Origin of the sequence: Enterobacter wuhouensis (assembly GCF_035835995.1) — a bacterium.
GTDB lineage: Bacteria > Pseudomonadota > Gammaproteobacteria > Enterobacterales > Enterobacteriaceae > Enterobacter > Enterobacter wuhouensis.
This window is the reverse complement of the sequence record NZ_CP142124.1, coordinates 4609033-4633922: the sequence shown is the minus strand read 5'-3', so window position 1 is coordinate 4633922 and position 24890 is coordinate 4609033. Positions and strand designations below refer to the sequence as shown.

20 protein-coding genes and 4 tRNA genes are annotated in these 24890 nt (G+C 55.3%); 18 read left to right on the top strand and 6 right to left on the bottom strand.

The window, feature by feature from the left end; translation table 11 throughout:
• Positions 1 to 84: 84 nt before the first annotated feature.
• Positions 85 to 366: a peptidylprolyl isomerase PpiC gene (gene ppiC, locus VPX56_RS22110; RefSeq protein ID WP_006812396.1), complete on the bottom strand. Its 282-nt coding sequence runs from the start codon at positions 364 to 366 to the stop codon at positions 85 to 87.
• An 85-nt stretch (positions 367 to 451) separates the two neighbouring features.
• Here ppiC and rep point away from each other — a divergent pair, with 85 nt between their 5' ends.
• Positions 452 to 2476 carry a DNA helicase Rep gene (gene rep / locus VPX56_RS22105; protein ID WP_131635710.1) on the top strand — a complete coding sequence of 675 codons (2025 nt, stop codon included), beginning with the start codon at positions 452 to 454 and terminating at the stop codon, positions 2474 to 2476.
• Between the two features lie 56 nt (positions 2477 to 2532).
• Here the strand turns inward: rep and gppA are convergent, their stop codons facing one another.
• Positions 2533 to 4017 carry a guanosine-5'-triphosphate,3'-diphosphate diphosphatase gene (gene gppA / locus VPX56_RS22100; RefSeq protein WP_131635721.1) on the bottom strand — a complete coding sequence of 495 codons (1485 nt, stop codon included), beginning with the start codon at positions 4015 to 4017 and terminating at the stop codon, positions 2533 to 2535.
• Positions 4018 to 4023: 6 nt separating this feature from the next.
• The gene (gene rhlB / locus VPX56_RS22095; RefSeq protein WP_131635709.1) at positions 4024 to 5289 is read right to left on the bottom strand and encodes an ATP-dependent RNA helicase RhlB; all 1266 of its coding nucleotides are present in this window, start codon (positions 5287 to 5289) and stop codon (positions 4024 to 4026) included.
• Between the two features lie 144 nt (positions 5290 to 5433).
• On the opposite strand from rhlB, the gene trxA reads away from it, so the two are divergent.
• The 17 genes from trxA to VPX56_RS22010 all read left to right on the top strand — a co-directional run bounded on the left by trxA (position 5434) and on the right by VPX56_RS22010 (position 20588).
• Positions 5434 to 5763 carry a thioredoxin TrxA gene (trxA, locus tag VPX56_RS22090; protein ID WP_006179218.1) on the top strand — a complete coding sequence of 110 codons (330 nt, stop codon included), beginning with the start codon at positions 5434 to 5436 and terminating at the stop codon, positions 5761 to 5763.
• Positions 5764 to 6104: 341 nt separating this feature from the next.
• The gene (gene rho / locus VPX56_RS22085) at positions 6105 to 7364 is read left to right on the top strand and encodes a transcription termination factor Rho (RefSeq protein WP_001054528.1); all 1260 of its coding nucleotides are present in this window, start codon (positions 6105 to 6107) and stop codon (positions 7362 to 7364) included.
• 240 nt (positions 7365 to 7604) lie between these two features.
• Positions 7605 to 8708 (top strand): UDP-N-acetylglucosamine--undecaprenyl-phosphate N-acetylglucosaminephosphotransferase, encoded by a 1104-nt coding sequence (wecA, locus tag VPX56_RS22080; RefSeq protein WP_131635708.1) that lies wholly within the window; start codon positions 7605 to 7607, stop codon positions 8706 to 8708.
• 12 nt (positions 8709 to 8720) lie between these two features.
• Positions 8721 to 9767 carry an ECA polysaccharide chain length modulation protein gene (gene wzzE / locus VPX56_RS22075; RefSeq protein ID WP_131635707.1) on the top strand — a complete coding sequence of 349 codons (1047 nt, stop codon included), beginning with the start codon at positions 8721 to 8723 and terminating at the stop codon, positions 9765 to 9767.
• A 56-nt stretch (positions 9768 to 9823) separates the two neighbouring features.
• A complete protein-coding gene (gene wecB, locus VPX56_RS22070) occupies positions 9824 to 10954 on the top strand; it encodes a non-hydrolyzing UDP-N-acetylglucosamine 2-epimerase (RefSeq protein WP_131635706.1) in 1131 nt (376 codons plus the stop codon).
• Entirely contained in the window at positions 10951 to 12213 is a 1263-nt protein-coding gene (wecC, locus tag VPX56_RS22065; RefSeq protein WP_131635705.1) for a UDP-N-acetyl-D-mannosamine dehydrogenase, read from the top strand. The genes wecB and wecC overlap by 4 nt, the downstream gene beginning before the upstream one ends.
• The gene (gene rffC / locus VPX56_RS22060; protein ID WP_131635704.1) at positions 12210 to 12887 is read left to right on the top strand and encodes a dTDP-4-amino-4,6-dideoxy-D-galactose acyltransferase; all 678 of its coding nucleotides are present in this window, start codon (positions 12210 to 12212) and stop codon (positions 12885 to 12887) included. Before wecC ends, rffC begins: the two co-directional genes overlap by 4 nt.
• A 4-nt stretch (positions 12888 to 12891) precedes the next feature.
• Positions 12892 to 14022 (top strand): dTDP-4-amino-4,6-dideoxygalactose transaminase, encoded by a 1131-nt coding sequence (gene rffA, locus VPX56_RS22055; protein ID WP_263611274.1) that lies wholly within the window; start codon positions 12892 to 12894, stop codon positions 14020 to 14022.
• 1 nt (position 14023) lies between these two features.
• Positions 14024 to 15274, top strand: a complete 1251-nt coding sequence (gene wzxE / locus VPX56_RS22050) for a lipid III flippase WzxE (RefSeq protein ID WP_326468934.1) — start codon at positions 14024 to 14026, stop codon at positions 15272 to 15274.
• The gene (locus VPX56_RS22045; protein WP_326468932.1) at positions 15271 to 16350 is read left to right on the top strand and encodes a TDP-N-acetylfucosamine:lipid II N-acetylfucosaminyltransferase; all 1080 of its coding nucleotides are present in this window, start codon (positions 15271 to 15273) and stop codon (positions 16348 to 16350) included. The genes wzxE and VPX56_RS22045 overlap by 4 nt, the downstream gene beginning before the upstream one ends.
• The gene (gene wzyE, locus VPX56_RS22040) at positions 16347 to 17699 is read left to right on the top strand and encodes an ECA oligosaccharide polymerase (RefSeq protein ID WP_131635700.1); all 1353 of its coding nucleotides are present in this window, start codon (positions 16347 to 16349) and stop codon (positions 17697 to 17699) included. The genes VPX56_RS22045 and wzyE overlap by 4 nt, the downstream gene beginning before the upstream one ends.
• Before the next feature lie 12 nt (positions 17700 to 17711).
• Complete coding sequence (gene wecG, locus VPX56_RS22035; RefSeq protein ID WP_326468930.1) at positions 17712 to 18452, top strand: lipopolysaccharide N-acetylmannosaminouronosyltransferase; 741 nt, start codon at positions 17712 to 17714, stop codon at positions 18450 to 18452.
• A gap of 196 nt (positions 18453 to 18648) precedes the next feature.
• Positions 18649 to 20019 (top strand): bifunctional threonine/serine APC transporter ThrP, encoded by a 1371-nt coding sequence (gene thrP / locus VPX56_RS22030; protein ID WP_326468928.1) that lies wholly within the window; start codon positions 18649 to 18651, stop codon positions 20017 to 20019.
• A 117-nt stretch (positions 20020 to 20136) separates the two neighbouring features.
• Positions 20137 to 20213, top strand: a tRNA-Arg gene (locus VPX56_RS22025).
• 67 nt (positions 20214 to 20280) lie between these two features.
• A tRNA-His gene (locus tag VPX56_RS22020) sits at positions 20281 to 20356 on the top strand.
• A gap of 22 nt (positions 20357 to 20378) precedes the next feature.
• Positions 20379 to 20464: transfer RNA gene (locus VPX56_RS22015), tRNA-Leu, on the top strand.
• Positions 20465 to 20511: 47 nt separating this feature from the next.
• Positions 20512 to 20588 (top strand) — tRNA-Pro (locus VPX56_RS22010).
• 506 nt (positions 20589 to 21094) lie between these two features.
• Here the strand turns inward: VPX56_RS22010 and VPX56_RS22005 are convergent.
• The 3 genes from VPX56_RS22005 to hemX all read right to left on the bottom strand — a co-directional run bounded on the left by VPX56_RS22005 (position 21095) and on the right by hemX (position 24871).
• Positions 21095 to 22306, bottom strand: a complete 1212-nt coding sequence (locus VPX56_RS22005) for an MFS transporter (protein ID WP_326468926.1) — start codon at positions 22304 to 22306, stop codon at positions 21095 to 21097.
• Between the two features lie 169 nt (positions 22307 to 22475).
• The gene (gene hemY, locus VPX56_RS22000; protein WP_263611281.1) at positions 22476 to 23675 is read right to left on the bottom strand and encodes a protoheme IX biogenesis protein HemY; all 1200 of its coding nucleotides are present in this window, start codon (positions 23673 to 23675) and stop codon (positions 22476 to 22478) included.
• Between the two features lie 2 nt (positions 23676 to 23677).
• The gene (gene hemX, locus VPX56_RS21995) at positions 23678 to 24871 is read right to left on the bottom strand and encodes a uroporphyrinogen-III C-methyltransferase (RefSeq protein WP_326468924.1); all 1194 of its coding nucleotides are present in this window, start codon (positions 24869 to 24871) and stop codon (positions 23678 to 23680) included.
• Between the last annotated feature and the right edge of the window lie 19 nt (positions 24872 to 24890).

The following is a 24890-nucleotide window of genomic DNA, read 5'->3' as shown; positions in this document are numbered from 1 at the left end:
ACCTAGTCGGGTGGCGCTTCGCTTACCCGACCTACAAAACCGTAAGATGTAGGCCGGGTAAGGCGTAGCCGCCACCCGGCTTTTTTAATTGCGATACAGTACTTTTATAATGTGATAACCGAACTGGGTGTGCAGCGGTCCGGTTGGCTCCAGTACCGGGCAAGAGAAGACCACTTTATCGAACGCCGGAACCATCTGGCCCTGGCGGAATTCACCCAGATCGCCGCCGCGTTTGCCGGACGGGCAGATGGAGTGCTTCTTCGCCAGCTTGCCGAAGTCGGCGCCGTTTTTGATCTGCTCCAGAAGATCCTGAGCCAGTTTCTCTTCTTTAACAAGGATATGCAGTGCTGCTGCTGTTTTTGCCATGATCGTGCCTTGAGTGGTATGGATTAGGCTCGCTATACTACCACGCTGTTATTCTCCCCTCCTGACTTTCATTGAGCGATCATTTATGCGTTTAAACCCCGGACAACAACAAGCCGTCGAATTTGTCACCGGACCCTGTCTGGTGCTGGCAGGTGCAGGATCCGGTAAAACCCGCGTGATCACCAACAAAATCGCCCATCTGATCCACAACTGCGGGTACCAGGCGCGCCACATTGCGGCGGTTACCTTTACCAATAAAGCGGCGCGTGAGATGAAAGAGCGTGTCGGCCAGACGCTGGGCCGTAAAGAGGCGCGCGGGCTGATGATCTCCACCTTCCACACGCTGGGGCTGGATATCATCAAACGCGAGTATGCGGCGCTGGGAATGAAGTCCAACTTCTCGCTGTTTGACGACACCGATCAGGTCGCATTGCTCAAAGAGCTTACCGAAGGGCTGATCGAGGATGACAAAGTTCTGCTGCAGCAGCTGATCTCGACGATCTCCAACTGGAAAAACGATCTCATGACGCCGGCCCAGGCTGCGGCGATCGCCAAAGGCGAACGGGATCGGATCTTCGCCCACTGCTACGGCCTGTACGATGCGCACATGAAAGCGTGCAACGTGCTGGATTTCGATGACCTGATCCTGCTGCCCACGCTGCTTCTGCAGCGCAATGAAGAGGTGCGCGAGCGCTGGCAGAATAAAATCCGCTACCTGCTGGTGGATGAGTATCAGGATACCAACACCAGCCAGTACGAGCTGGTGAAATTGCTGGTAGGGCAACGCGCGCGCTTTACCGTTGTGGGCGATGACGATCAGTCTATCTACTCCTGGCGCGGCGCGCGACCGCAAAACCTGGTCCTGCTGAGCAAGGATTTCCCGGCGCTGCAGGTGATCAAGCTGGAGCAAAACTACCGTTCATCCGGTCGAATACTGAAGGCGGCGAACATACTTATCGCCAACAACCCCCACGTGTTCGAGAAACGCCTGTTCTCCGAGCTGGGCTACGGGGCGGAGCTGAAGGTGCTTAGCGCCAACAATGAGGAGCATGAAGCCGAACGCGTTACCGGGGAGCTGATTGCCCACCACTTCGTCAACAAAACCGAATATAAGGATTACGCGATCCTCTATCGCGGCAACCATCAGTCGCGCGTCTTTGAAAAGATGCTGATGCAGAACCGTATTCCGTACAAAATTTCAGGCGGTACCTCGTTCTTCTCGCGTCCGGAAATTAAGGATCTGCTGGCCTATCTGCGCGTGCTGACCAACCCGGATGACGACAGCGCCTTCCTGCGCATCGTGAACACGCCGAAGCGCGAGATTGGCCCGGCGACGCTGCAAAAGCTCGGTGAATGGGCGATGACACGCAACAAAAGCATGTTTACCGCCAGCTTCGACATGGGGCTAAGCCAGACGCTGACCGGACGCGGCTATGACTCGTTAACCCGCTTTACCCACTGGCTGGGTGAGGTGCAGCGCCTGGCAGAACGCGAGCCTGTGGCCGCCGTGCGTGATTTGATCCACGGTATTGATTACGAATCCTGGCTTTACGAAACCTCCGCCAGCCCGAAAGCGGCAGAGATGCGCATGAAAAACGTCAACCAGCTCTTTAGCTGGATGACCGAAATGCTGGAAGGCTCTGAGATCGACGAACCGATGACCCTGACGCAGGTGGTCACCCGCTTTACGCTACGCGACATGATGGAGCGCGGCGAGAGCGAAGAGGAGGCCGATCAGGTTCAGCTGATGACCCTGCATGCGTCGAAAGGGCTGGAATTCCCTTACGTCTACCTGGTCGGGATGGAAGAGGGCCTGCTGCCGCACCAAAGCAGTATTGATGAAGATAACGTCGACGAAGAGCGCCGACTGGCCTACGTGGGCATCACCCGCGCCCAGAAAGAGCTGATCTTTACCCTGTGCAAAGAGCGCAGACAGTATGGCGAGCTGGTGCGCCCGGAGCCGAGTCGTTTCCTGCTGGAGTTACCGCAGGACGACCTCATATGGGAGCAAGAACGCAAAGCGATCACTGCTGAAGAGCGTATGCACAAAGGTCAGGCTAACGTAGCTAACATTCGCGCCATGCTGGCAAAAGCTAAAGAGAAGGGATAATTCAGAAGGCGTTGTAGGCCGGGTAAGCGCAGCGCCACCCGGCATTTTTCCCGCGCTTAATTTACCTCAAGCGGCCAGTGCACATAGCTCTGCCACTGACATTCCTGTTCGACCAGCTCTGCACCCAGCGGGTGGTTATCCATCCATTTTTTCGGCAGCGTCAGCGTAAGCTTCTCGTCTTCTGCCGCAAGCGTTATGGCAGGAAGAAGATCGTCTCGGCGGCGGTTGGCAAATAAAATCGCCAGGCGAAGTAAACGGCAAAGATGTTCAGCCACGCGCGGCGGAACGGCATTCTGCTGATGGAGCGAAGAGAGATCGACGGCGTTAGTCTGGTTCAGCAGAAGCGTTGCCAGAAGCTTTTTCTGCGCGGGGGTATAGCCCGGCAAATCGAGATTACGTACCAGCCAGGCCGCATGGAGAGGGGCTTGCTTGTACTCGACGCTTAGGCCAATTTCATGCAGCGCGCACGCACTGAGCAGTAAATCGCGGCTTAACGGTTCAATATCCCAGCAGTGTTTAACCTGATCGGCGAACAGCGACGCGAGTTGTCCTACGCGCTGTGCCTGATCGGTGTCTACGATAAAGCGGCGCTGCACGTTGCGCAGCGTACGGCTGCGGATATCCTGATCGACCGACAGATGCAGCATCCCGTAGACCAAACCCTCGCGCAGGGCGCCCCCGGCCAGGGTCATACACTGGATGTTCAGCTCGGTGAAAATGGCGATCAGAATGGCAAGCCCGCTTGGGAAAACCAGCGCGCGTTCCAGCGTGAGCCCTTCAATTTCAAGCTCTTCAAGACGACCGCACTGAATAGCGCGCTGCTTAAGCTGCTGGAGCTTGGGAAGCGTAATCCGCTCGTCCATCCCCTGCGCCATCATGATTTCCTGCAGTGCCTGTACCGTACCAGAGGCACCGACGCAGACCTTCCAGCCGTGGTAACGCAGTTTTTCCATCACCGGACGCAGCACGTCGCGAGCGGCGTTTTCCGCCTCGTCGAAGTTCTCCTGGGCGAGATTTCGGTCGGTAAAGTAGCGCTCAAGCCAGGTTACGCAGCCCATCGACAGGCTGAACAGCGAGGTCGCCTGGGCACCTGTGCCGGTCACCAGTTCGGTGCTTGCTCCGCCGATATCCACCACCAGGCGACGATCGTCACCCCCGGTAGTATGCGCAACGCCCTGATAAATCAGGCGAGCTTCCTCTTCACCGCTGATGACCTGAACCGGACAGCCGAGGATTTCCTGCGCTTTGGCAATAAAATCGACGGCGTTAACCGCCAGGCGGAGCGTCGCTGTCGCGACAACACGGATTTGCGCATGCGGGATATCCTGCAAGCGTTCTGCAAAGAGGCGCAGACACTGCCAGCCACGTTCCATGGCTTCGGGGGAAAGATGATTATCACTGCTCAGGCCCGCCGCGAGGCGGACCTTGCGCTTAATGCGCGTCAGCGTTTGTATGCTTCCCGCTACCTCACGCACAACCAGCATATGAAAACTATTAGAACCGAGATCAATTGCCGCATATAGCGAGGTAGAGGTGAGCATCATGTCTTAACCTGAACGACGACGATTGCGCGGTGGACCGGAACGACGCGGGCCATTGCCGGCGCGAGGGCGGGTAAGACGCTTAGGCGGCGGCAGTTCGCTTAACAGCGCTTCCGGGTTGTATTTGCTCTGCGGGATAGAGTGACCGATGTAGGTCTCAATGGCCGGAAGGTTCAGCGCATACTCTTCGCACGCAAGGCTAATAGAGTGACCGCTTGCACCTGCGCGACCGGTACGCCCGATACGGTGAACGTAGTCTTCGCAGTCGTCTGGCAGATCGTAGTTAAAGACGTGCGTTACGGCTGGAATATGCAGACCGCGTGCGGCGACGTCGGTTGCGACCAGAATATCGAGGTCGCCACGGGTAAATTCTTCAAGAATACGCAGGCGTTTTTTCTGCGCCACGTCGCCGGTCAGCAGGCCGACGCGGTGACCGTCTGCAGCCAGATGGCCCCAGATGTCTTCACAGCGGTGTTTAGTGTTCGCAAAAATAATGGCGCGATCTGGCCACTCTTCTTCGATTAGCGTCTGCAGCAGGCGCATTTTCTCTTCATTAGAAGGGTAGAAGAGCTCTTCTTTAATGCGGTGGCCGGTTTTCTGCTCGGGTTCCACTTCTACATATTCGGCGTTGTTCATTTGTTCAAACGCCAGCTCGCGAACGCGATAAGAAAGGGTTGCAGAGAACAGCATGTTCAGACGCTGGTTGGCAGCAGGCATGCGGCGGAACAACCAACGAATATCTTTAATGAAGCCCAGATCGTACATACGGTCCGCTTCATCCAGCACGACAACCTGGATTGCACCGAGGTTAATGTGATTCTGTTTGGCGTAATCAATCAGGCGACCGGTGGTGCCGATAAGGATATCTACACCGCTTTCCAGCACTTTCAGCTGCTTATCGTAGCCGTCGCCGCCATAGGCCAGGCCAAGCTTCAGGCCAGTCGCCTGAGCCAGAGGTTCCGCGTCTGCGTGGATCTGTACCGCCAGTTCTCGCGTCGGAGCCATAATTAGCGCGCGCGGCTGGTTAACGTTGCGGTCTGCAATCGCGGGGTGAGAAAGTAAATAATGAAACGTTGACGTTAAAAACGCCATCGTTTTGCCAGTACCGGTTTGCGCCTGCCCTGCAACATCGCGGCCGGCCAGCGTCAGCGGCAGGGCGAGAGCCTGAATGGGCGTGCAGTTATGAAACCCTTTTGTTTCAAGGGCTTCAATCACCTTTGGGTGCAGGGCGAAGTCGGAAAACTTCTGTTCTGTTAAGTGTGTTTTGCTCATAGTGCGTTAGAATATCAGCTTACTATTGCTTTACGAAAGCGTATCCGGTGAAATAAAGTCAACCTTTAGTTGGTTAATGCGACATCAACACGTCGTTGGTGGAGTCGAAACCAACGTACCAGGCTTATTCCTGTGGAGTTATATATGAGCGATAAAATTATTCACCTGACTGACGACAGTTTTGACACGGACGTACTTAAGGCTGACGGGCTGATCCTCGTCGATTTCTGGGCTGAATGGTGTGGTCCTTGCAAAATGATCGCCCCGATTCTGGATGAGATCGCTGACGAATATCAGGGCAAACTGACCGTTGCCAAACTGAACATCGACCAGAACCCGGGCACCGCGCCAAAATACGGTATCCGTGGCATTCCGACCCTGCTGCTGTTCAAAAACGGTGAAGTGGCGGCGACCAAAGTGGGCGCACTGTCCAAAGGTCAACTGAAAGAGTTCCTGGACGCTAACCTGGCGTAAGGTTTCTCGGCTGCGCGTCCAGAGCGCCTAAATTGTGTGGATCTCTGGACGCCCGGCTTTAGTCGTGCTAAGTTAGCTATGACTTCGTTTTAAACATATCTTGTTGTTTGAATCTTGTTTTACCCGATACTTCCCGTTGTTGACATACACAGTGCGTGAAGTTGCTAGATTCCGGGCTTGTCACTCAATCCGTCTTGTCGTTTCAGTTCTGCGTTCTTTCCCTGTGACCAGACAGCGAACAGACATGAGTCGATGGCCGCTAAACAGGCATGGATGACCCTGCCATACCATTCACAACATTAAGTTCGAGTATCACCCCGAGTTTAAGAACCCACACCATTATGAATCTTACCGAATTAAAGAATACGCCGGTTTCTGAGCTGATCACTCTCGGCGAAAATATGGGGCTGGAAAACCAGGCTCGTATGCGCAAGCAGGACATCATTTTCGCCATCCTGAAGCAGCACGCTAAGAGTGGCGAAGATATCTTTGGCGACGGTGTGCTGGAGATATTGCAAGACGGATTTGGTTTCCTCCGCTCTGCAGACAGCTCCTACCTCGCCGGCCCTGACGACATCTACGTATCCCCTAGCCAAATCCGCCGTTTCAACCTCCGCACTGGTGACACCATTTCAGGTAAGATTCGTCCTCCAAAAGAGGGTGAACGCTACTTTGCGCTGTTGAAAGTTAACGAAGTTAACTACGACAAACCAGAAAACTCGCGCAATAAGATCCTGTTTGAGAACTTAACGCCGCTGCACGCGAACTCTCGCCTGCGCATGGAGCGTGGTAACGGTTCTACCGAAGACTTGACCGCTCGCGTTCTGGACCTGGCTTCGCCAATTGGTCGTGGTCAGCGTGGTCTGATTGTCGCGCCGCCGAAAGCGGGTAAAACCATGCTGCTGCAAAACATTGCGCAGAGCATCGCGTACAACCACCCAGACTGCGTGCTGATGGTGCTGCTGATTGACGAGCGTCCGGAAGAAGTGACCGAGATGCAGCGTCTGGTTAAAGGTGAAGTTGTGGCTTCTACCTTCGACGAACCGGCATCTCGTCACGTTCAGGTTGCGGAAATGGTTATCGAGAAGGCGAAACGCCTGGTTGAGCACAAGAAAGACGTGATCATCCTGCTCGACTCCATCACCCGTCTGGCGCGTGCCTACAACACCGTTGTTCCTGCGTCAGGTAAAGTGCTGACCGGTGGTGTGGACGCTAACGCCCTGCATCGTCCGAAGCGCTTCTTCGGTGCTGCACGTAACGTGGAAGAGGGCGGCAGCCTGACCATCATCGCGACGGCGCTGATCGATACCGGCTCCAAAATGGACGAGGTTATCTACGAAGAGTTTAAAGGTACAGGTAACATGGAACTGCACCTCTCTCGTAAAATCGCTGAAAAACGCGTCTTCCCGGCTATCGACTACAACCGTTCCGGTACCCGTAAAGAAGAGCTGCTCACCACGCAGGAAGAGCTGCAGAAAATGTGGATCCTGCGCAAAATCATCCATCCAATGGGTGAAATCGACGCAATGGAATTCCTCATCAATAAACTGGCGATGACCAAAACCAACGACGATTTCTTCGACATGATGAAACGCTCGTAACGCAAATAAAGCCAGCAAACGCCACGTTTTTACGTGGCGTTTTTCATTTATGGCTTATACGCTATAACCTCAGACTGCCAATTTTGACCAGCCGGTGCGACAATAAGATTATTCGCAGAGAAAAAACATTAATAGATTGAATAATAAACAAATGGGATTGTAAGAGGTGTGCTTTATGCCTTTAGGCGCGGCGCCTTCGTGGTTATACTTCCTTGACTAACTTTGTTGAGAACATCCATTGTGAACCTACTTGATACGTTTACTGAGCTAACCAGTATTTTTTTATTCACCACCTGCTTTTTGTTTCTGGCACGTAAGGTGGCGAAATATCTGGGGCTGGTGGATAAACCCAACTTCCGAAAACGCCATCAAGGCATGATCCCCCTGGTGGGCGGTATCTCCGTTTTTGCGGGCATCTGCTTTGCCTTCGCGATTGCTGATTATTATATTCCGCATGCCAGACTGTATCTAATTTGTGCGACGGTGCTGGTCGTGGTAGGGGCACTCGACGATCGTTATGACATCAGCGTCAAAATTCGCGCTTTTGTTCAGGCGGCGGTCGGTATCGCGATGATGGTGGTTGCAAAACTGCATCTCAGCAGTCTGGGCTACATCGTTGGCTCATGGGAGATGGTGCTTGGCCCGTTTGGCTATTTCCTTACCCTTTTTGCCGTGTGGGTTGCGATAAACGCGTTCAATATGGTGGATGGCATTGATGGCCTGCTGGGGGGACTCTCCTGCGTCTCATTTGCTGCTATCGGTATGATTTTGTGGTTTGATGGGCAATACAGTCTCGCCATGTGGTGTTTCGCTATGATTGCCGCCATTCTGCCTTATATCCTGTTGAATCTTGGTGTGCTTGGGCGTCGCTATAAAGTCTTCATGGGCGATGCGGGCAGCACGCTTATTGGATTTACCATCATCTGGATCTTGCTTGAAACCACGCAGGGTAAGGTTCATCCAATTAGCCCGGTAACTGCGCTATGGATCATTGCCATTCCGCTAATGGATATGGTGGCAATTATGTATCGCCGCCTGCGTAAAGGGATGAGTCCTTTCTCAGCCGACCGACAGCATATTCATCATTTGATCATGCGAGCAGGATTTACTTCCCGTCAGGCTTTTGTGCTTATTACGCTGGCGGCTGCTATTCTTGCGGGGATTGGCGTGGCAGCGGAATATGCCCACTTTATTCCTGAGTGGGTTATGTTGGTATTGTTCTTGCTTGCGTTTTCCCTGTATGGCTATTGCATTAAACGCGCCTGGAAAGTTGCGCGTTTCGTTAAGCGTATCAAGCGCAGGATGCGTCGAAATAGTGGCAATAATCCAACTTTAACTAAATAAACTGGGATTGTGATGACTCAACCGTTGGCGGGAGCAAAATCAGAGATGACCGAAAATGAGCTGGATATTCGTGGCTTGTTTCGCGTGTTATGGGCAGGCAAGCTGTGGATTGCTGGGGTCGCAATAGGCTTTGCGCTTGTTGCGCTCGCCTACACCTTCTTTGCAAAACAAGAGTGGAGCGCCACGGCGATCGCTGACAGACCAACGGTTAATATGCTGGGCGGGTACTACTCGCAGCAGCAGTTCTTGCGTAATCTGGATATCAAAGCCAATCTCGCTACGCCCGATCAAGCATCCGTCATGGATGAAGCCTACAAAGAGTTCGTGATGCAGCTTGCGTCCTGGGATACCCGTCGTGATTTCTGGAATCAGACGGACTATTACAAGCAGCGCATGGCGGGTAACAGTAAAGCAGATGCCGCTCTTCTGGATGACATGATTAACAATATCCAGTTTATGCCGGGTGATGCGCTTCGCAACATAAACGATAGCGTGAAGCTAATCGCTGAAACCGCGCCAGATGCCAACAACCTGCTGCGTCAGTATGTCGCCTTTGCCAGCCAGCGTGCGGCGAGCCATCTGAACGATGAGCTTAAAGGCGCATGGGCTGCCCGTACGATTCAGATGAAAGCCCAGGTGAAACGGCAGGAAGAGGTGGCTAAGGCCATTTTCAACCGCCGCGTGCACAACATTGAGCAGGCGCTGAAAATTGCGGAACAACACAATATCTCCCGCAGTGAGACGGATGTTCCGGCTGATGAACTGCCTGATTCCGAAATGTTCCTGCTTGGTCGCCCAATGCTGCAGGCGCGTCTGGAAAACCTCCAGGCCGTAGGCCCGGACTTTGATCTCGACTACGATCAAAACCGCGCCATGCTGAACACGCTGAACGTAGGGCCGACATTGGATTCCCGTTTTCAGACCTATCGTTATTTAAGAACGCCTGAAGAACCTGTAAAACGCGATAGTCCGCGCCGCGCATTCCTGATGATTATGTGGGGAATTGTGGGTGCACTGATCGGCGCTGGCGTGGCGTTAACGCGTCGCCGCACACACTGAGAACGCCGTCTACGATGAAGGCTGCGGCCTTCATCGCTTAATCGAAGAGAATCGATGTGAAAGTACTTACCGTATTTGGCACCAGGCCGGAGGCCATAAAGATGGCGCCTCTGGTTCATGCGCTGGCCAGAGATCCTGATATTGAAGCGAAGGTATGCGTTACTGCTCAGCATCGGGAGATGCTCGATCAGGTCTTGTCTCTCTTTTCTATCGTCCCGGATTACGATCTCAATATTATGAAGCCGGGACAAGGATTAACGGAGATCACCTGCCGTATTCTGGAAGGGTTAAAGCCTATTCTGGAATCGTTTAAACCAGACGTCGTGCTGGTGCATGGCGACACCACTACAACGGTTGCCACAAGCCTGGCCGCATTTTACCAGCGTATCCCCGTGGGGCACGTTGAGGCCGGTTTACGCACCGGCAACCTTTACTCGCCGTGGCCGGAAGAGGCTAACCGTACGCTCACCGGGCATCTGGCGATGTACCACTTCGCGCCTACGGAAAACTCGCGTCAGAACCTGCTGCAAGAAAATATCGCCGATAACAAAATCTTTGTGACCGGGAATACGGTGATTGACGCCCTGATTTGGGTGCGTGACCGTGTGCTGGCGAATACCGATCTTCAGGCGAAACTTGCCGCGCGTTACCCGTTCCTGAACAACGGTAAGAAGACGATTCTGGTGACGGGCCACCGTCGCGAGAGCTTTGGCCGTGGCTTTGAGCAAATCTGCCACGCGCTGGCTGAAATCGCGGCGCAGAATGAAGATGTGCAGATTGTCTATCCGGTGCATCTCAACCCTAACGTCAGCGAGCCGGTTAACCGCATCCTCGGCCATGTCGACAACGTCCTGCTGATTGAACCACAGGACTACATGCCGTTTGTCTGGCTGATGAACCACGCCTGGCTGATCCTCACCGATTCCGGCGGCATTCAGGAAGAGGCGCCTTCCCTCGGCAAGCCCGTGCTGGTGATGCGTGAAACGACCGAACGCCCGGAAGCGGTTACCGCGGGCACGGTGCGTCTGGTGGGAACGGACACGCAGCGTATCGTCGACGAGGTCACGCGCCTGCTGCACGATGACGAAGAATATCAGGCGATGAGCCGGGCCCATAACCCGTACGGTGATGGGCAGGCTTGTGGCCGTATTTTGCATGCACTTAAACACAATCGGGTATCGCTATGAGTTTTACTACCATTTCTGTCGTGGGTCTTGGCTATATTGGACTGCCTACTGCGGCTGCCTTTGCTTCTCGTCAAAAGCAGGTTGTGGGCGTGGACATCAACGCGCGAGCGGTAGAAACCATTAACCGCGGCGAAATTCATATCGTAGAGCCCGATCTCGACCGCGTGGTGAAAAAAGCGGTGGAGGGGGGATTCCTGCGCGCCAGTACCACCCCGGTTGAAGCCGATGCATATCTGATTGCGGTTCCAACGCCGTTTAAAGGCGAGCACGAGCCGGACATGGTTTACGTTGAGGCGGCGGCGAAATCTATCGCCCCTGTCCTGAAGAAAGGGGCGCTGGTCATTCTGGAATCCACGTCGCCAGTGGGCGCCACCGAACAGATGGCGCAGTGGCTGGCGGAGGCGCGCCCTGATTTGAGCTTCCCGCAGCAGGCGGGAGAGCAGGCCGATATTAATATCGCCTACTGCCCGGAGCGCGTTCTGCCAGGCCAGGTAATGGTCGAACTGATTAAAAACGATCGCGTGATCGGCGGCATGACCCCGGTCTGCTCCGCGCGCGCCAGCGAGCTGTACAAAATTTTCCTCGAAGGCGAATGCGTAGTGACCAACTCCCGCACCGCTGAAATGTGCAAACTGACGGAAAACAGCTTCCGCGACGTCAACATCGCCTTTGCGAACGAACTGTCGCTGATTTGCGCCGATCGGGGGATTAACGTCTGGGAATTGATTCGCCTTGCGAATCGCCATCCGCGCGTCAACATTCTCCAGCCCGGCCCTGGCGTTGGGGGGCACTGTATCGCCGTCGACCCGTGGTTTATCGTGGCGCAAAATCCGAAGCAGGCCCGTCTGATCCGCACCGCGCGCGAAGTTAACGACAGTAAGCCGCACTGGGTGCTGAACCAGGTAAAAGCCACGGTCGCAGACTGCCTGGCCGAGAGCGGCAAACGCGCCAGCGAGCTGAAAATTGCCTGTTTTGGCCTGGCCTTTAAGCCAAACATCGACGATCTGCGCGAAAGTCCGGCGATGGAAATTGCCGGGATGATTGCCGAGTGGCACAAGGGCGAAACGCAGGTGGTTGAGCCGAATATTCACGCGCTGCCCGCAAAGCTGGCGGGGCACTGCACGCTTACCGCTCTGGATGATGCGCTGGCAACGGCGGACGTTCTGGTACTGCTGGTGGATCATAACGCGTTCAAAGCCATCCCTGGCGATGCGGTATCTCAGCAGTATGTGGTGGATACGAAGGGTGTGTGGCGTTGAGTCAACTCAATGGCGTGCTTGAACCTCTGGAATGGGAGAGCGCTTTCTTCGGCCTGCCTTCTGCCATCGTTCGCCTGAGCGACGACGCTCCTGTCATGACGGAAGCCGACTTTGCGGCCTGGCAACGCGTGCAGGCGAAGGTTCCGGCAAGCCGAGTTGACGTGCTGGATGCGCTCCAGCAGCACGGGTTTCGGCTGGTTGAAGGCGAGGTTGACCTCTCCATCGCGCTAACCCGACATGTTTCAGCTGGCGCGGAGGTAGCAACCGAGCAGGATATCCCGGCGCTCCGGCAGCTTGCCGCGCAGGCGTTTTCCCGGAGCCGTTTTCGCGCGCCCTGGTACGCGCCAGAGGACAGCGGCCGTTTTTACGCCCAATGGATTGAGAACGCGGTCAAAGGAACATTCGACCACGTCTGCCTGGTTTTCCGTGCAGCAGATGGCCAGATTCAGGGATTTGTGTCGCTTCGCAAGCTCAGCGAACATGAGGCGCGCATTGGCCTGCTCGCAGGGCGCGGCATGGGCGAGAAACTTATGCAGGCGGCGCTACGCTGGGCACAGCAGCAGCAGCTTACCACTTTGCGCGTGGGAACCCAGATGGGCAATACCGCCGCACTTAAACGTTATATTGCGAGTGGCGCCAACGTAGAAGCCACCGCTTACTGGCTATACAGGTGACAAGATGATCCCATTTAACGCACCACCCGTCGTCGGAACCGAACTCGACTATATGCAGTCTGCCATGGGCAGCGGCAAGCTCTGTGGCGACGGCGGTTTTACGCGCCGCTGCCAGCAGTGGATGGAACAGCGTTTTCACAGCGCCAAAGTGCTGCTGACGCCGTCCTGTACGGCATCTCTGGAGATGGCGGCGCTGCTGCTGGACATCCAGCCCGGCGATGAAGTGATTATGCCAAGCTACACCTTCGTCTCCACGGCGAACGCGTTTGTCCTGCGCGGAGCGAAAATCGTCTTTGTCGATGTGCGTCCGGATACCATGAACATCGATGAAACGCTGATTGAAGCCGCGATCACCGAGAAAACACGTGCGATTGTCCCGGTTCACTACGCGGGCGTCGCCTGTGAAATGGACACCATTATGGCGATCGCCAAAAAGCATGACCTGTTTGTGGTGGAAGATGCCGCGCAGGGCGTAATGTCCACCTACAAAGGGCGCGCGCTGGGAACCATCGGCCATATCGGCTGCTTTAGCTTCCACGAAACCAAAAACTACACCGCAGGCGGTGAGGGCGGTGCGACGTTGATTAACGATCGTGCGCTGGTGGAACGTGCCGAGGTGATCCGTGAGAAAGGCACTAACCGCAGCCAGTTCTTCCGCGGTCAGGTCGACAAATATACCTGGCGCGATATTGGCTCAAGCTACCTGATGGCGGATCTGCAGGCGGCCTACCTGTGGGCGCAGCTGGAGGCCGCAGAGCGTATTAATCTGCAGCGCCTGTCCCTGTGGCAGACCTACTACGACGCGCTGGAGCCGCTGGCAAAAGCGGGGCGCATTGAGCTGCCAACCCTTCCGGCTGATTGCGTCCACAATGCCCATATGTTCTACATTAAGCTGCGCGATAACGACGATCGCAGCGAGCTGATTGCCTGGCTGAAAGAGGCCGAGATCATGGCGGTGTTCCACTATATTCCCCTGCACTCAAGCCCGGCCGGTGAGGCGTTTGGCGTGTTTGCGGGCGAAGATCGCTACACCACAAAAGAAAGTGAGCGTTTGCTTCGCTTGCCACTGTTCTACAACCTCGCGCCTGCTAATCAGCGCACGGTGATTAATACCCTTCTGAGTTATTTCGGCTGATATGTCTCTGGCGAAAGCATCGGTGTGGACGGCGGCGTCCACGCTCGTAAAAATTGGCGCCGGGCTGCTGGTCGTCAAGCTGCTGGCCGTCTCATTTGGCCCCTCAGGCGTCGGGCTGGCGGGCAATTTCCGTCAGCTGGTCACCGTGTTAGGCGTGTTAGCCGGCGCCGGGATCTTCAACGGCGTCACCAAATACGTAGCCCAATATCACGACGATCCGGCCCGGCTGCGCAACGTGGTCGGCACGTCATCGGCTATGGTGTTGGGCTTCTCGACGCTGTTGGCCATTGTCTTTTTGCTGGCTGCCGCGCCTATTAGCCAGGGGCTGTTTGGACATACGCATTATCAGGGGCTGGTGCGCCTGGTTGCCCTCGTCCAGATGGGCATCGCCTGGGCGAACCTGCTGCTGGCGTTAATGAAAGGCTTCCGCGATGCTGCCGGGAACGCCCTTGCGTTGATTCTGGGCAGCATCATCGGCGTTATTGCCTATTACGTTTGCTATCGTCTGGGCGGCTATGAGGGCGCGTTGCTGGGGCTGGCGCTGGTGCCAGCATTGGTGGTTGTGCCTGCTGCGTTTATGCTGATGCGCAGAGGCGTTATCCCCCTAAGCTACCTCAAGCCGCAGTGGGACAAAGTGTTGGCCAGCCAGTTAGGGAAATTTACCCTGATGGCGCTCATTACGTCGGTCACCCTTCCGGTGGCCTATGTGATGATGCGAAACCTGCTGGCGGCGCATTACAGCTGGGATGAAGTGGGGATCTGGCAGGGCGTGAGCAGCATTTCAGATGCCTACCTCCAGTTTATAACGGCTTCCTTTAGCGTCTATTTGCTGCCAACCTTATCGCGGCTGACCGTAAAAAAGGATATTACCCGCGAGATTATCCGCTCCCTGCGGTTTGTGCTTCCTGCCGTGGCAGCGGCCAGTTTTACCGTTTGGCTACTGCGCGACGTCGCCATCTGGCTGCTCTTCTCGGCGAAGTTTACCGCCATGCGCGATTTGTTTGCCTGGCAGCTGGTGGGCGATGTGCTGAAAGTAGGCGCTTACGTTTTCGGCTATCTGGTGATAGCGAAAGCCTCGCTGCGGTTGTATATCCTGGCGGAAATTAGCCAGTTTACGCTGCTGACGGCGTTCTCCCACTGGCTAATCCCCGGGCACGGTGCGCTAGGGGCTGCTCAGGCCTATATGGCGACCTATATTGTTTATTTCGCTGCCTGTTGCGGCGTATTTTTACTTTGGCGTAAACGCGCATGACTGCACTGATTCACATACTGGGATCGGACATCCCACACCATAACCAGACCGTTTTACGGTTCTTTAACGATGAACTGGCATCCGGCACAGCCGACGCGCGCGAGTTTATGGTTGCAGGCCAGGACAACGGCCTGAGCGCGACGTGTCCGATGCTCAACATCCGCTTCTGGCCAGATAAAGCCGCGCTGGCGAAGGCGGTTGTGGAAAAAGCGAAAGCAGACCGTGAGCAGCGCTTCTTCTTCCACGGACAGTTTAATACCGGCCTGTGGCTGGCGCTGCTGAGCGGCGGGATCAAGCCTTCCCAGTGCAGCTGGCATATCTGGGGCGCAGACCTCTACGAAGTCTCCCGCGGCTTGAAATTCCGCCTCTTCTACCCGCTGCGCCGCATGGCCCAGGGGCGTGTAGGCTGCGTATTCGCAACCCGTGGCGATCTCAACTACTTTGCAAAGCAACATCCCAGCGTACACGGTGAGCTGCTCTATTTCCCGACGCGCATGAACCCTGCGCTGAACAACATGGCTGACGATACGCCGCGCGAGGGTAAACTGACGATTCTGATCGGTAACTCCGGGGATCGCAGCAATGAGCACGTGGCGGCGCTTCGGGCGGTACATCAGCAGTTTGGCGACACGGTAAAAGTGGTTGTGCCCATGGGCTATCCGGCCAACAACGACGCTTACATTGATGAAGTTCGCCAGCAGGGGCTTGCGCTATTCAGCGCTGAGAACGTGCAAATATTGCAGAATAAGCTGGAGTTTGATGACTATCTGGCGCTGCTGAGAACGTGCGATCTGGGCTATTTTATCTTTGCCCGTCAGCAGGGAATTGGTACGTTATGTCTGCTGATCCAGGCGGGTGTTCCGTGCGTGCTCAACCGCGAAAACCCGTTCTGGCAGGATATGACCGAGCAGCACATTCCGGTGCTGTTTACCACGGATACGCTGAATGTCGCGGTGGTGCGTGAAGCGCAGCGGCAGCTTGCGCTGGTGGACAAAAGTGCCATCGATTTCTTTAGCCCGAACTACCTCACGCCGTGGCATCGCGCGCTGCGTATCGCTGCAGGAGAAAACGCATGAGCCAGTTGCAATTCAGCGGCTTGTTGGTGGTTTGGCTACTGAGCACGTTATTTATCGCCACGCTGACCTGGTTCGAATTCCGCCGCGTGCGTTTCAATTTTAACGTGTTCTTCTCGTTACTTTTCCTTTTGACCTTCTTCTTCGGCTTCCCGCTGACCAGCATTCTGGTTTTCCGCTTTGATGTTGCGGTCGCGCCGCCGGAGATCCTGCTGCAGGCGCTGCTTTCCGCGACCTGCTTCTATGCGGTGTACTACGTTACCTACAAAACGCGGCTACGTTCAGCGAAAGCGGCCGGGCCACGGCGACCGCTGTTCACCATGAACCGGGTGGAGACGCATCTGACGTGGGTGATGCTGATGGCTATCGCGCTGGTGAGCGTGGGCATCTTCTTCATGCACAACGGATTCCTGCTGTTCAAGCTGCAGTCCTACAGCCAGATCTTCTCTGCCGAAGTCTCAGGCGTGGCGCTCAAGCGTTTCTTCTACTTCTTCATTCCGGCGATGCTGGTCATTTTCTTCCTGCGTCAGGACAGCAAAGCCTGGCTGTTCTTCCTGGTCAGCACCGTCGCGTTCGGTATTTTAACCTACATGATTGTGGGCGGTACGCGCGCTAACATCATCATCGCCTTTGCGATCTTCCTGTTTATCGGCATTATTCGCGGGTGGATCTCCCTGTGGATGCTGGTCGCTGCAGGCGTTTTTGGCATTGTAGGGATGTTCTGGCTGGCGCTGAAGCGCTACGGGTTAAACGTTGCCGGTGATGAAGCGTTTTACACCTTCCTGTACCTCACGCGCGACACCTTCTCGCCGTGGGAAAATCTGGCCTTGCTGCTGCAAAACTACGACAAAATCGACTTCCAGGGTCTGGCACCTATTGTGCGAGACTTCTATGTCTTTATCCCGACCTGGCTGTGGCCCGATCGTCCGGGTGTCGTACTTAATACGGCGAACTACTTTACCTGGGAAGTGCTGAACAACCATTCCGGCCTGGCGATTTCACCGACGCTGATCGGTTCGCTGGTCGTGATGGGTGGGACCTGGTTTATCCTTCCCGGCGCGGTTGCCGTTGGATTGATTATCAAGTGGTTCGACTGGCTTTATCAGCGGGGTAACGAAGAGGCAAACCGCTACAAGGCTGCCATTTTGCACAGTTTCTGTTTTGGTGCCATTTTCAATATGATCGTGCTGGCGCGCGAGGGGCTGGATTCGTTTGTTTCCCGCGTCGTTTTCTTTATAGTCGTTTTCGGCGTCTGCCTGCTGCTGGCCAAGCTGCTGTACTGGCTGTTTGACAGCGCGGGGCTTGTACACAAGCGCGAGCCACAGGGCAGCAGAACGCTGTCGCAAGTCTGAGTAAGGAAGGTCATGACAGACACAACTACTGCGCCGCGCTATGCGCTGCGCGGTCTCCAGCTGATTGGCTGGCGAGATATGCAACACGCGCTGGATTTTCTGTTCGCGGACGGACAGATGAAATCGGGCACGCTGGTGGCTATTAACGCGGAAAAAATGCTGGCGGTAGAAGACAACGCTGAAGTCAAAAGCCTGATAGAGGCCGCTGAGTTTAAATATGCTGACGGTATCAGCGTGGTGCGCTCTATTCGTAAAAAGTTTCCCGGTGCTAATGTTTCTCGCGTGGCAGGAGCCGATCTCTGGGAGCAGCTTATGGCCCGTGCGGGCACTGTAGGCACGCCGGTATTCCTGATTGGCGGTAAGCCAGAGGTACTGACGCAGACCGAACAAAAGCTGCGCCGTCAGTGGAATGTTAACATTGTGGGCAGCCAGGACGGTTACTTCAAACCTGAAGATCGTCAGGCGCTGTTTGAACGCGTGCGCGACAGCGGGGCGAAAATCGTTACCGTGGCGATGGGATCGCCGCGTCAGGAGATCCTGATGCGAGATTGCCGTCTGGTCTGCCCGGATGCGCTCTATATGGGCGTTGGCGGCACCTATGACGTGTTCACCGGCCACGTTAAGCGCGCGCCAAAGTTTTGGCAAAAATTGGGCCTGGAGTGGCTCTATCGCCTGTTATCACAACCGACGCGCATCAAACGTCAGATCCGTCTGCTCCGCTACCTCGCTTGGCACTACACCGGAAAAATGTAATCAAAATGTAGCGCGATATGCTGTTCGCGCTGCAACTCCCCCGCAAAACTGCTGCCTTTATGTCCAATGCATTCATTTTTTTAATGCATCGTTTGCCATTTGGCCGAATTTGAGAAACCATTCGCTCCGTATTTCAGTACCCCTAAAAAACAAAAATCGGCCCAAGCCGGAAAACAGCAAACACAACCGAGGATTTATGGCAGAGAAAAAACCGGAGCTACAGCGTGGGCTGGAAGCTCGACATATTGAATTGATAGCGCTGGGCGGCACTATCGGCGTTGGCCTATTCATGGGCTCCGCAAGCACGCTCAAATGGGCTGGCCCTTCCGTCCTGCTGGCGTACATCATCGCCGGGCTGTTCGTTTTCTTCATCATGCGTTCGATGGGCGAAATGCTGTTTATGGAGCCGGTGACCGGTTCTTTCGCCGTTTACGCGCACCGTTATATGAGTCCGTTTTTTGGCTATCTCACGGCCTGGTCGTATTGGTTTATGTGGATGGCGGTAGGCATCTCGGAAATCACCGCGATAGGGGTCTACGTGCAGTTCTGGTTCCCGGATATGGTCCAGTGGATACCTGCGCTTATCGCCGTGGGGCTGGTGGCGCTGGCGAATCTGGCGGCAGTGCGCCTCTACGGTGAGATTGAGTTCTGGTTCGCGATGATCAAAGTCACCACGATTATCGTGATGATTGTGGTCGGCCTGGGCGTGATCTTCTTCGGCTTTGGCAACGGTGGGCACTCCATCGGATTCGGCAACCTCACCGAGCACGGCGGTTTCTTCGCGGGCGGCTGGAAAGGTTTCCTGACGGCGCTGTGTATCGTGGTGGCGTCCTACCAGGGCGTCGAGCTCATTGGCATTACGGCGGGTGAGGCCAAGAACCCGCAGGTCACGCTGCGTAGCGCGGTAGGGAAAGTGCTGTGGCGTATCCTGATTTTCTACGTGGGTGCGATCTTCGTTATCGTGACTATCTTCCCGTGGAATGAAATCGGCACGACCGGTAGCCCCTTCGTCCTCACCTTTGCGAAGATTGGCATCACGGCTGCAGCGGGCATCATCAACTTTGTGGTGCTGACGGCGGCGCTATCCGGCTGTAACAGCGGCATGTACAGCTGCGGGCGAATGCTCTTTGCGCTCGCCAAAAACAACCAGCTGCCGGCGGCGATGAGTAAAGTCTCACGTGCGGGCGTACCGGTTGCCGGCGTGGCGGTATCCATTGCGATTCTGCTCATTGGCTCTTGCCTGAACTACATCATCCCGAACCCGCAGCATGTCTTTGTTTACGTCTATAGCGCCAGCGTGCTGCCGGGAATGGTGCCGTGGTTTGTGATCCTGATAAGCCAGCTGCGTTTCCGTCAGGCGCACAAGCAGGCGATTGCCAGCCATCCGTTCCGCTCGATTTTGTTCCCCTACGCGAACTATGCGACGATGGTGTTCCTGATTTGCGTATTAATCGGTATGTACTTTAATGAAGATACCCGCATGTCGCTGTTTGTCGGGGCGATCTTCCTGGCCGCCGTCACGGTAGCCTATAAGTTATTTGGCCTGGGTCGCCGTTCCACCACGTAGAAAGTGGAGGATTAAGCGGCAAAATGTGCAAACCATAACCAAACGCGCATATTTTTCAAAAAAGCACTAGACAGCGGGGACGGAGGTACGTAATATCCAGCCCCGCAACGGCGCTAAGCGCCCGTAGCTCAGCTGGATAGAGCGCTGCCCTCCGGAGGCAGAGGTCTCAGGTTCGAATCCTGTCGGGCGCACCATTTACCCGGTGCTGGAGCTGCGGTGGTCTGAGAAGTAGTCAGTACCGCGTGAGTTAAGAATACAGTGGTGGCTATAGCTCAGTTGGTAGAGCCCTGGATTGTGATTCCAGTTGTCGTGGGTTCGAATCCCATTAGCCACCCCATTATTTGAAAGAGTTGTGAATTGCGAAGGTGGCGGAATTGGTAGACGCGCTAGCTTCAGGTGTTAGTGTCCTTTGGATGTGGGGGTTCGAGTCCCCCCCCTCGCACCACGACTTTTTAAATGAATTGAACTAAAAATTCAAAAAAAGCAGTACATCGGCGAGTAGCGCAGCTTGGTAGCGCAACTGGTTTGGGACCAGTGGGTCGGAGGTTCGAATCCTCTCTCGCCGACCAATTTTGAACCCCGCTTCGGCGGGGTTTTTTGTTTTCTGCCTTTCACTCTGCCTGTCGTCATTCCCCAACAAACAGTACTCCCTCCTGTCGCGATTTAACGACATTTAAATCATTGAAAAATAATAATATCGTGTGTTTCTGATATTGCTGTCTCTTAATGACGACACTTCAGGATAATAAACAGTCGTTTCCACGGGGTCAGGCGGAGCTTAGCAGCAGAATTTCCTTTTATCTTAAAATGTTGCGTAATGTAAAAGTTCTGCGTGATACATTGGCACGTAACGTGCAATAATATACCTGTAGATGCTCATTCCATCTCTTATGTTCGCCTTAGCGCCTCATAAACTCAGGAATGACGCAGAGCCGTTTACGGTGCTTATCGTCCACTGACAGATGTCGCTTCGGCCTCATCAAACACCATGGACACAACGTTGAGTGAAGCACCAAATATGTTGTCATACAGACCTGTTTAACGCCTGCTTTTATAGCAGGCGTTTTTTTATGCCTTATTCCGCATAGCAGTATAATACTACCGCAACCAGAAGCAGTGCGCCTGTCGATATAGCATACAGCGCATGTATCGCCCCGTATTCAGCCGCCGTCATCGCGGCAATGCTGGTAAAGAGCGAAGCACTGAGTGTCTGCCATCGCCAGGCTTTACCGCTGGCAGCTGAAATCTGTACGGCTTGAAAGCTACTGAGTACGCCGAACGTACCCGCCGCAAAAACAATATTCGACGCCAGATGTGCGACGAAGATCGCTGCCAGCGCGCATGCCACCCATCCGGAAAAAAATGGAAGTGTTCCGTAAGCCGCTAAAAAAATGGCAAGGCAGATCAGCAACCTTGGGGTGTGTGCCGCAAACCGCGTCAGGCTGTCTCTTTTTAGCAGAAGAGGGCCGCAAAGCTGTCCCATACTCCTGGCGAAAAGCAGAGGCAGCGCAAGACCTGCCGCGTCCTCTGGCTGGATCTGCTGCGCCAGCGCCGGCAGCAGTGCCATTGCCGGTGAACCGACCGCGGCTAGCGCGGGAAGGAGCAGCAGGCTGCGTTTTTGCCGGAGAGTCAGCGTCTGCCAGCTTAGAGAAACGGTGGAATTCTCTTTGGCGGGTACCGATGTTATGCGTGTTTCAAAGAACCGCCCGGCCAGAAATAGCATCAACAACGACCCGAGGAAGCTGGCGGCATCAATTGCCAGCAGGTCCCATACCGGAATTCTGTGAAAGAGCAGCACGCCCAGCCCCGTTCCTAACAGAATCTGAGAAGCGAAAATCACGTTCTCCAGACAGGCAGCGGCAGGCAATTCTGATTCACTGAGTCCGTGCTTGAAGAGCAGCGCAAGCGCAGGCCAGCTCATTCCACTTAGCAACGCTTCAGTGGACTGCACGGCAAGCAACGCAGGAATGCTGTGATAATGAACGCCGAGCAGCGGAAAGAGCAGGGCGAGTAAGCCCAACAGCTCGGTGAACATTAGCAGAGACAGGGGGGAAAACCGTTGGCATAGCTTTTCAGCGAGCATACTTCCGATAAACCCGGGTAGCGTGGCAAACAGGAAGGCGAGCGTTAACAGCGCCGTTGGTGCAGCCCACTGCAGCAGTAAACCAAAGACAACCACCTGGGTTAAGCCGTTTCCCAGCGACGAAAAAATAAAGGCGCAGCTCATCAGGCGCAGCCAGCCGTGAGCGCGGAGCGCCTCAATAAGCGTATACAAAAGGGAGTTCATGACGATTTCCTTTCAAAAACGATATAGTCCACGCGCAATTTGCACGTGTATAAATAAAGGTTAATGAAAAGAGATCGTTACATTGGCGGGTTCGTATCCTGATTGAGATGTAAAGAATGTAGCAGGAGAGCCGCAATAAAAAAAGGAGGCCGCCTGGCCTCCTTTTTAGTTACGGCTGAGTGCCGTTATTCTGCAACGTCAGCATAAGTCCATCGCGCCGCATGGCGGCAGCTTCTTCCGGCTTATGCTGCTTGTCCAGCGCATCGGCCAGCCAGGCGTAGTCAAAGGCATCCGGGCGCTGCTTCAGCGCCGCGCGGAATGCCAGGCTCGCTTCCTGCCACTCGCCGTGCTTCATCAGCGACTGACCGAGCGTGCTCCACAGCAGCGGACGATCGCCAACGGTTTTGATCTGCTGGCGCAGCACTTTCTCGATTTGCTCCGGATTATTGGTTTTCAGGCGCGGGATCACCATGACCAGACGATCGTCGTACTGACGTTTCAGGCCGTCGAGAAGGATCTCCTGCGCGGTGTCATGATCGTCACATTCAATCAGATGTTCCGCCATTGCCACCTGCAGTGGAACCTGCTGACGCGTTTTACGGCTTTGATTCTTCCACCAGGTTTTCAGCCCATCGCTGCCCAGATCGGCACGGGCCTGATCCATCAGCCCAATCCATGCGAGGCGCTGAAGTTCATCACGATGCTCGTCATCGCCCACGTCGGCTTTCGCCATGGAAGGAATGATGTCCAGCAGCGAGCCCCATGCGCCGGTGCGAATATAGGCCTGCTCGGCAAGCCGCAGCACCTCAGGGTGACGGGGGGTAATTTCCAGCAGGCGATCGATGCCGTGACGCGCCGCGTGGTTTTCGTTACGCGCCAGCTGTAAGCGAACGCGGGTGATTTCGACCGGAATCGGATCTTTGGAAGACAGCTCAGACGCACGCTCAAGATGCTGATTGGCACGGGCTTCATCACCACGCTGCTGCGCGGCTTCAGCGGCCAGCAGGTAGTTCACCACCGGCTGCTCGGCGTGGTCGGCATTCTTCGACATCAGCTTTTCAACCTGCTGATAATCACCTTCGGCCAGCTTGAGCAGCGCCTGCTCGGTTTGCTTACGGGCGCGTCGGCGCTTACGGCCAACGAACCAGCCGCGGGTATGCGCTCCGGTACGGAAGATGCGGCGCAGGACCCATTCGACAGCAAACAGGACCACGACCCCGAGGATCAGGATAATCACCAGCCCCGTCACGCTTGTCTCGATATTGTAGTTATCCGTCTGGATCAGCACATAGCCCTGGTGCCCCGCAAGCATGGGCCCCAGCACGATCCCAGCGATCAGCAGGATAAAGAGGAAGAGAACTTTAAGCATCGTTACTCTCCTTGTGGTGCGCTTTCAGGTGCTGGCGTAGCGGCAGGCGCTTCGGCAGCGGGCTGCGCCGCAACGCCTGGCTGTGCCAGCAGGTTACGCACGCGCGTCTGCATCAGCTTCTCGAGGATCGGCTGGCTTTCCAGCTTATCCGGCACGTTCATGGTGATGTTCTGCTGACTCAGCTTATCAATATCGTCGAGGAACGCGGTGGTCGTCGCATCATCGGTATTGTAGTAAGCGCGTACCCACGTTGAGACGTTATCCAGCGCCTGCTTGTAAGTCTCTTCCTGATGACGCGGTACGGCCTGTGCCGCAACCAGCAGGCGAGAGCGAATATTTTCACGCAGGTAGATATCCTGATTCGGCGCCAACAGCGGTACGGCTGTTTCATCGCGGCGGCGGATGGTAATAAAGCTGTCCATAAAGTTCTGCCAGCTTTTTTGCAGGTTCACGCGCCATTCGCTCAGGGAACTGGACAGCTCGGTGCCGTCGGAATCCATCGGGGAGTCGTCGTCGTTATTATCCGCCAGCTGCAGGTTATCAATCTGATTTGAGAGCTGATTAACCTTGAGAATGATGCCGTCGTAATCCACCTGCGACACCGCAGACAGGCTGGCGATATCTTCGGTAATGGCGCGGCGCGCGGTAATCAGGCTTGGGTCATTCATGTCAGCCAGGCTTGCGTCAGCGCTTTTCAGCAGCGCGGCGGCGGTGGTGACGTCCTGATCGCTCCACAGCTTACGTCCGGCCAGCTTCACCAGAAAATCGGCCTGTGAGAGCAGCCAGGTTTTGGCATCGGTCCCGGAAATGGTGGCGACTTTTTCCTGCACTTCGCCCAGCTGTTTGGTCAGCTCTTCCTGCTTGCTGTTGGCGGCTGCGAGCGCGGCAGACTGCTGTTTGATCACGCCTTCCAGCTCGGTCTTCTGCGTCTCCTGCGCTTTTTGCAGGGCGGTGACCTGGTTCACCAGCGCGTCGCTGGTTGCCGTCTGGTTGGTGCCTTGTTTCTTCACCAGTCCGTAAAGACCCACGCCTGCGGCGAGGGCAATCGCGATGGCAACAACGCTCAGCGTCAGGCTGGTTTTGTTGCTGCCGTTTTTCTTCTCAGCGGCCTTTTCAGTCGTCTCTGGCTGTGGCGTAACCTCCACAGTCTCCCTGGTCTCTTCAACCACGGCGGAGGATTTGTCTTGTTCCGTCATTATGGCTTCCCGTTATGAG

Excerpts from the sequence above, each read along its gene's own strand:
- gppA (WP_131635721.1), bottom strand. The coding sequence starts at position 4,017 with ATGCTCACCTCTACCTCGCTATATGCGGCAATTGATCTCGGTTCTAAT.
- rho (WP_001054528.1), top strand. The coding sequence starts at position 6,105 with ATGAATCTTACCGAATTAAAGAATACGCCGGTTTCTGAGCTGATCACT.
- wzzE (WP_131635707.1), top strand. The coding sequence starts at position 8,721 with ATGACTCAACCGTTGGCGGGAGCAAAATCAGAGATGACCGAAAATGAG.
- wzyE (WP_131635700.1), top strand. The coding sequence starts at position 16,347 with ATGAGCCAGTTGCAATTCAGCGGCTTGTTGGTGGTTTGGCTACTGAGC.
- wecG (WP_326468930.1), top strand. The coding sequence starts at position 17,712 with ATGACAGACACAACTACTGCGCCGCGCTATGCGCTGCGCGGTCTCCAG.
- wecC (WP_131635705.1), top strand. The coding sequence starts at position 10,951 with ATGAGTTTTACTACCATTTCTGTCGTGGGTCTTGGCTATATTGGACTG.
- trxA (WP_006179218.1), top strand. The coding sequence starts at position 5,434 with ATGAGCGATAAAATTATTCACCTGACTGACGACAGTTTTGACACGGAC.
- VPX56_RS22045 (WP_326468932.1), top strand. The coding sequence starts at position 15,271 with ATGACTGCACTGATTCACATACTGGGATCGGACATCCCACACCATAAC.
- wzxE (WP_326468934.1), top strand. The coding sequence starts at position 14,024 with ATGTCTCTGGCGAAAGCATCGGTGTGGACGGCGGCGTCCACGCTCGTA.
- rffA (WP_263611274.1), top strand. The coding sequence starts at position 12,892 with ATGATCCCATTTAACGCACCACCCGTCGTCGGAACCGAACTCGACTAT.
- thrP (WP_326468928.1), top strand. The coding sequence starts at position 18,649 with ATGGCAGAGAAAAAACCGGAGCTACAGCGTGGGCTGGAAGCTCGACAT.
- rep (WP_131635710.1), top strand. The coding sequence starts at position 452 with ATGCGTTTAAACCCCGGACAACAACAAGCCGTCGAATTTGTCACCGGA.
- hemX (WP_326468924.1), bottom strand. The coding sequence starts at position 24,871 with ATGACGGAACAAGACAAATCCTCCGCCGTGGTTGAAGAGACCAGGGAG.
- VPX56_RS22005 (WP_326468926.1), bottom strand. The coding sequence starts at position 22,306 with ATGAACTCCCTTTTGTATACGCTTATTGAGGCGCTCCGCGCTCACGGC.
- ppiC (WP_006812396.1), bottom strand. The coding sequence starts at position 366 with ATGGCAAAAACAGCAGCAGCACTGCATATCCTTGTTAAAGAAGAGAAA.
- rhlB (WP_131635709.1), bottom strand. The coding sequence starts at position 5,289 with ATGAGCAAAACACACTTAACAGAACAGAAGTTTTCCGACTTCGCCCTG.
- hemY (WP_263611281.1), bottom strand. The coding sequence starts at position 23,675 with ATGCTTAAAGTTCTCTTCCTCTTTATCCTGCTGATCGCTGGGATCGTG.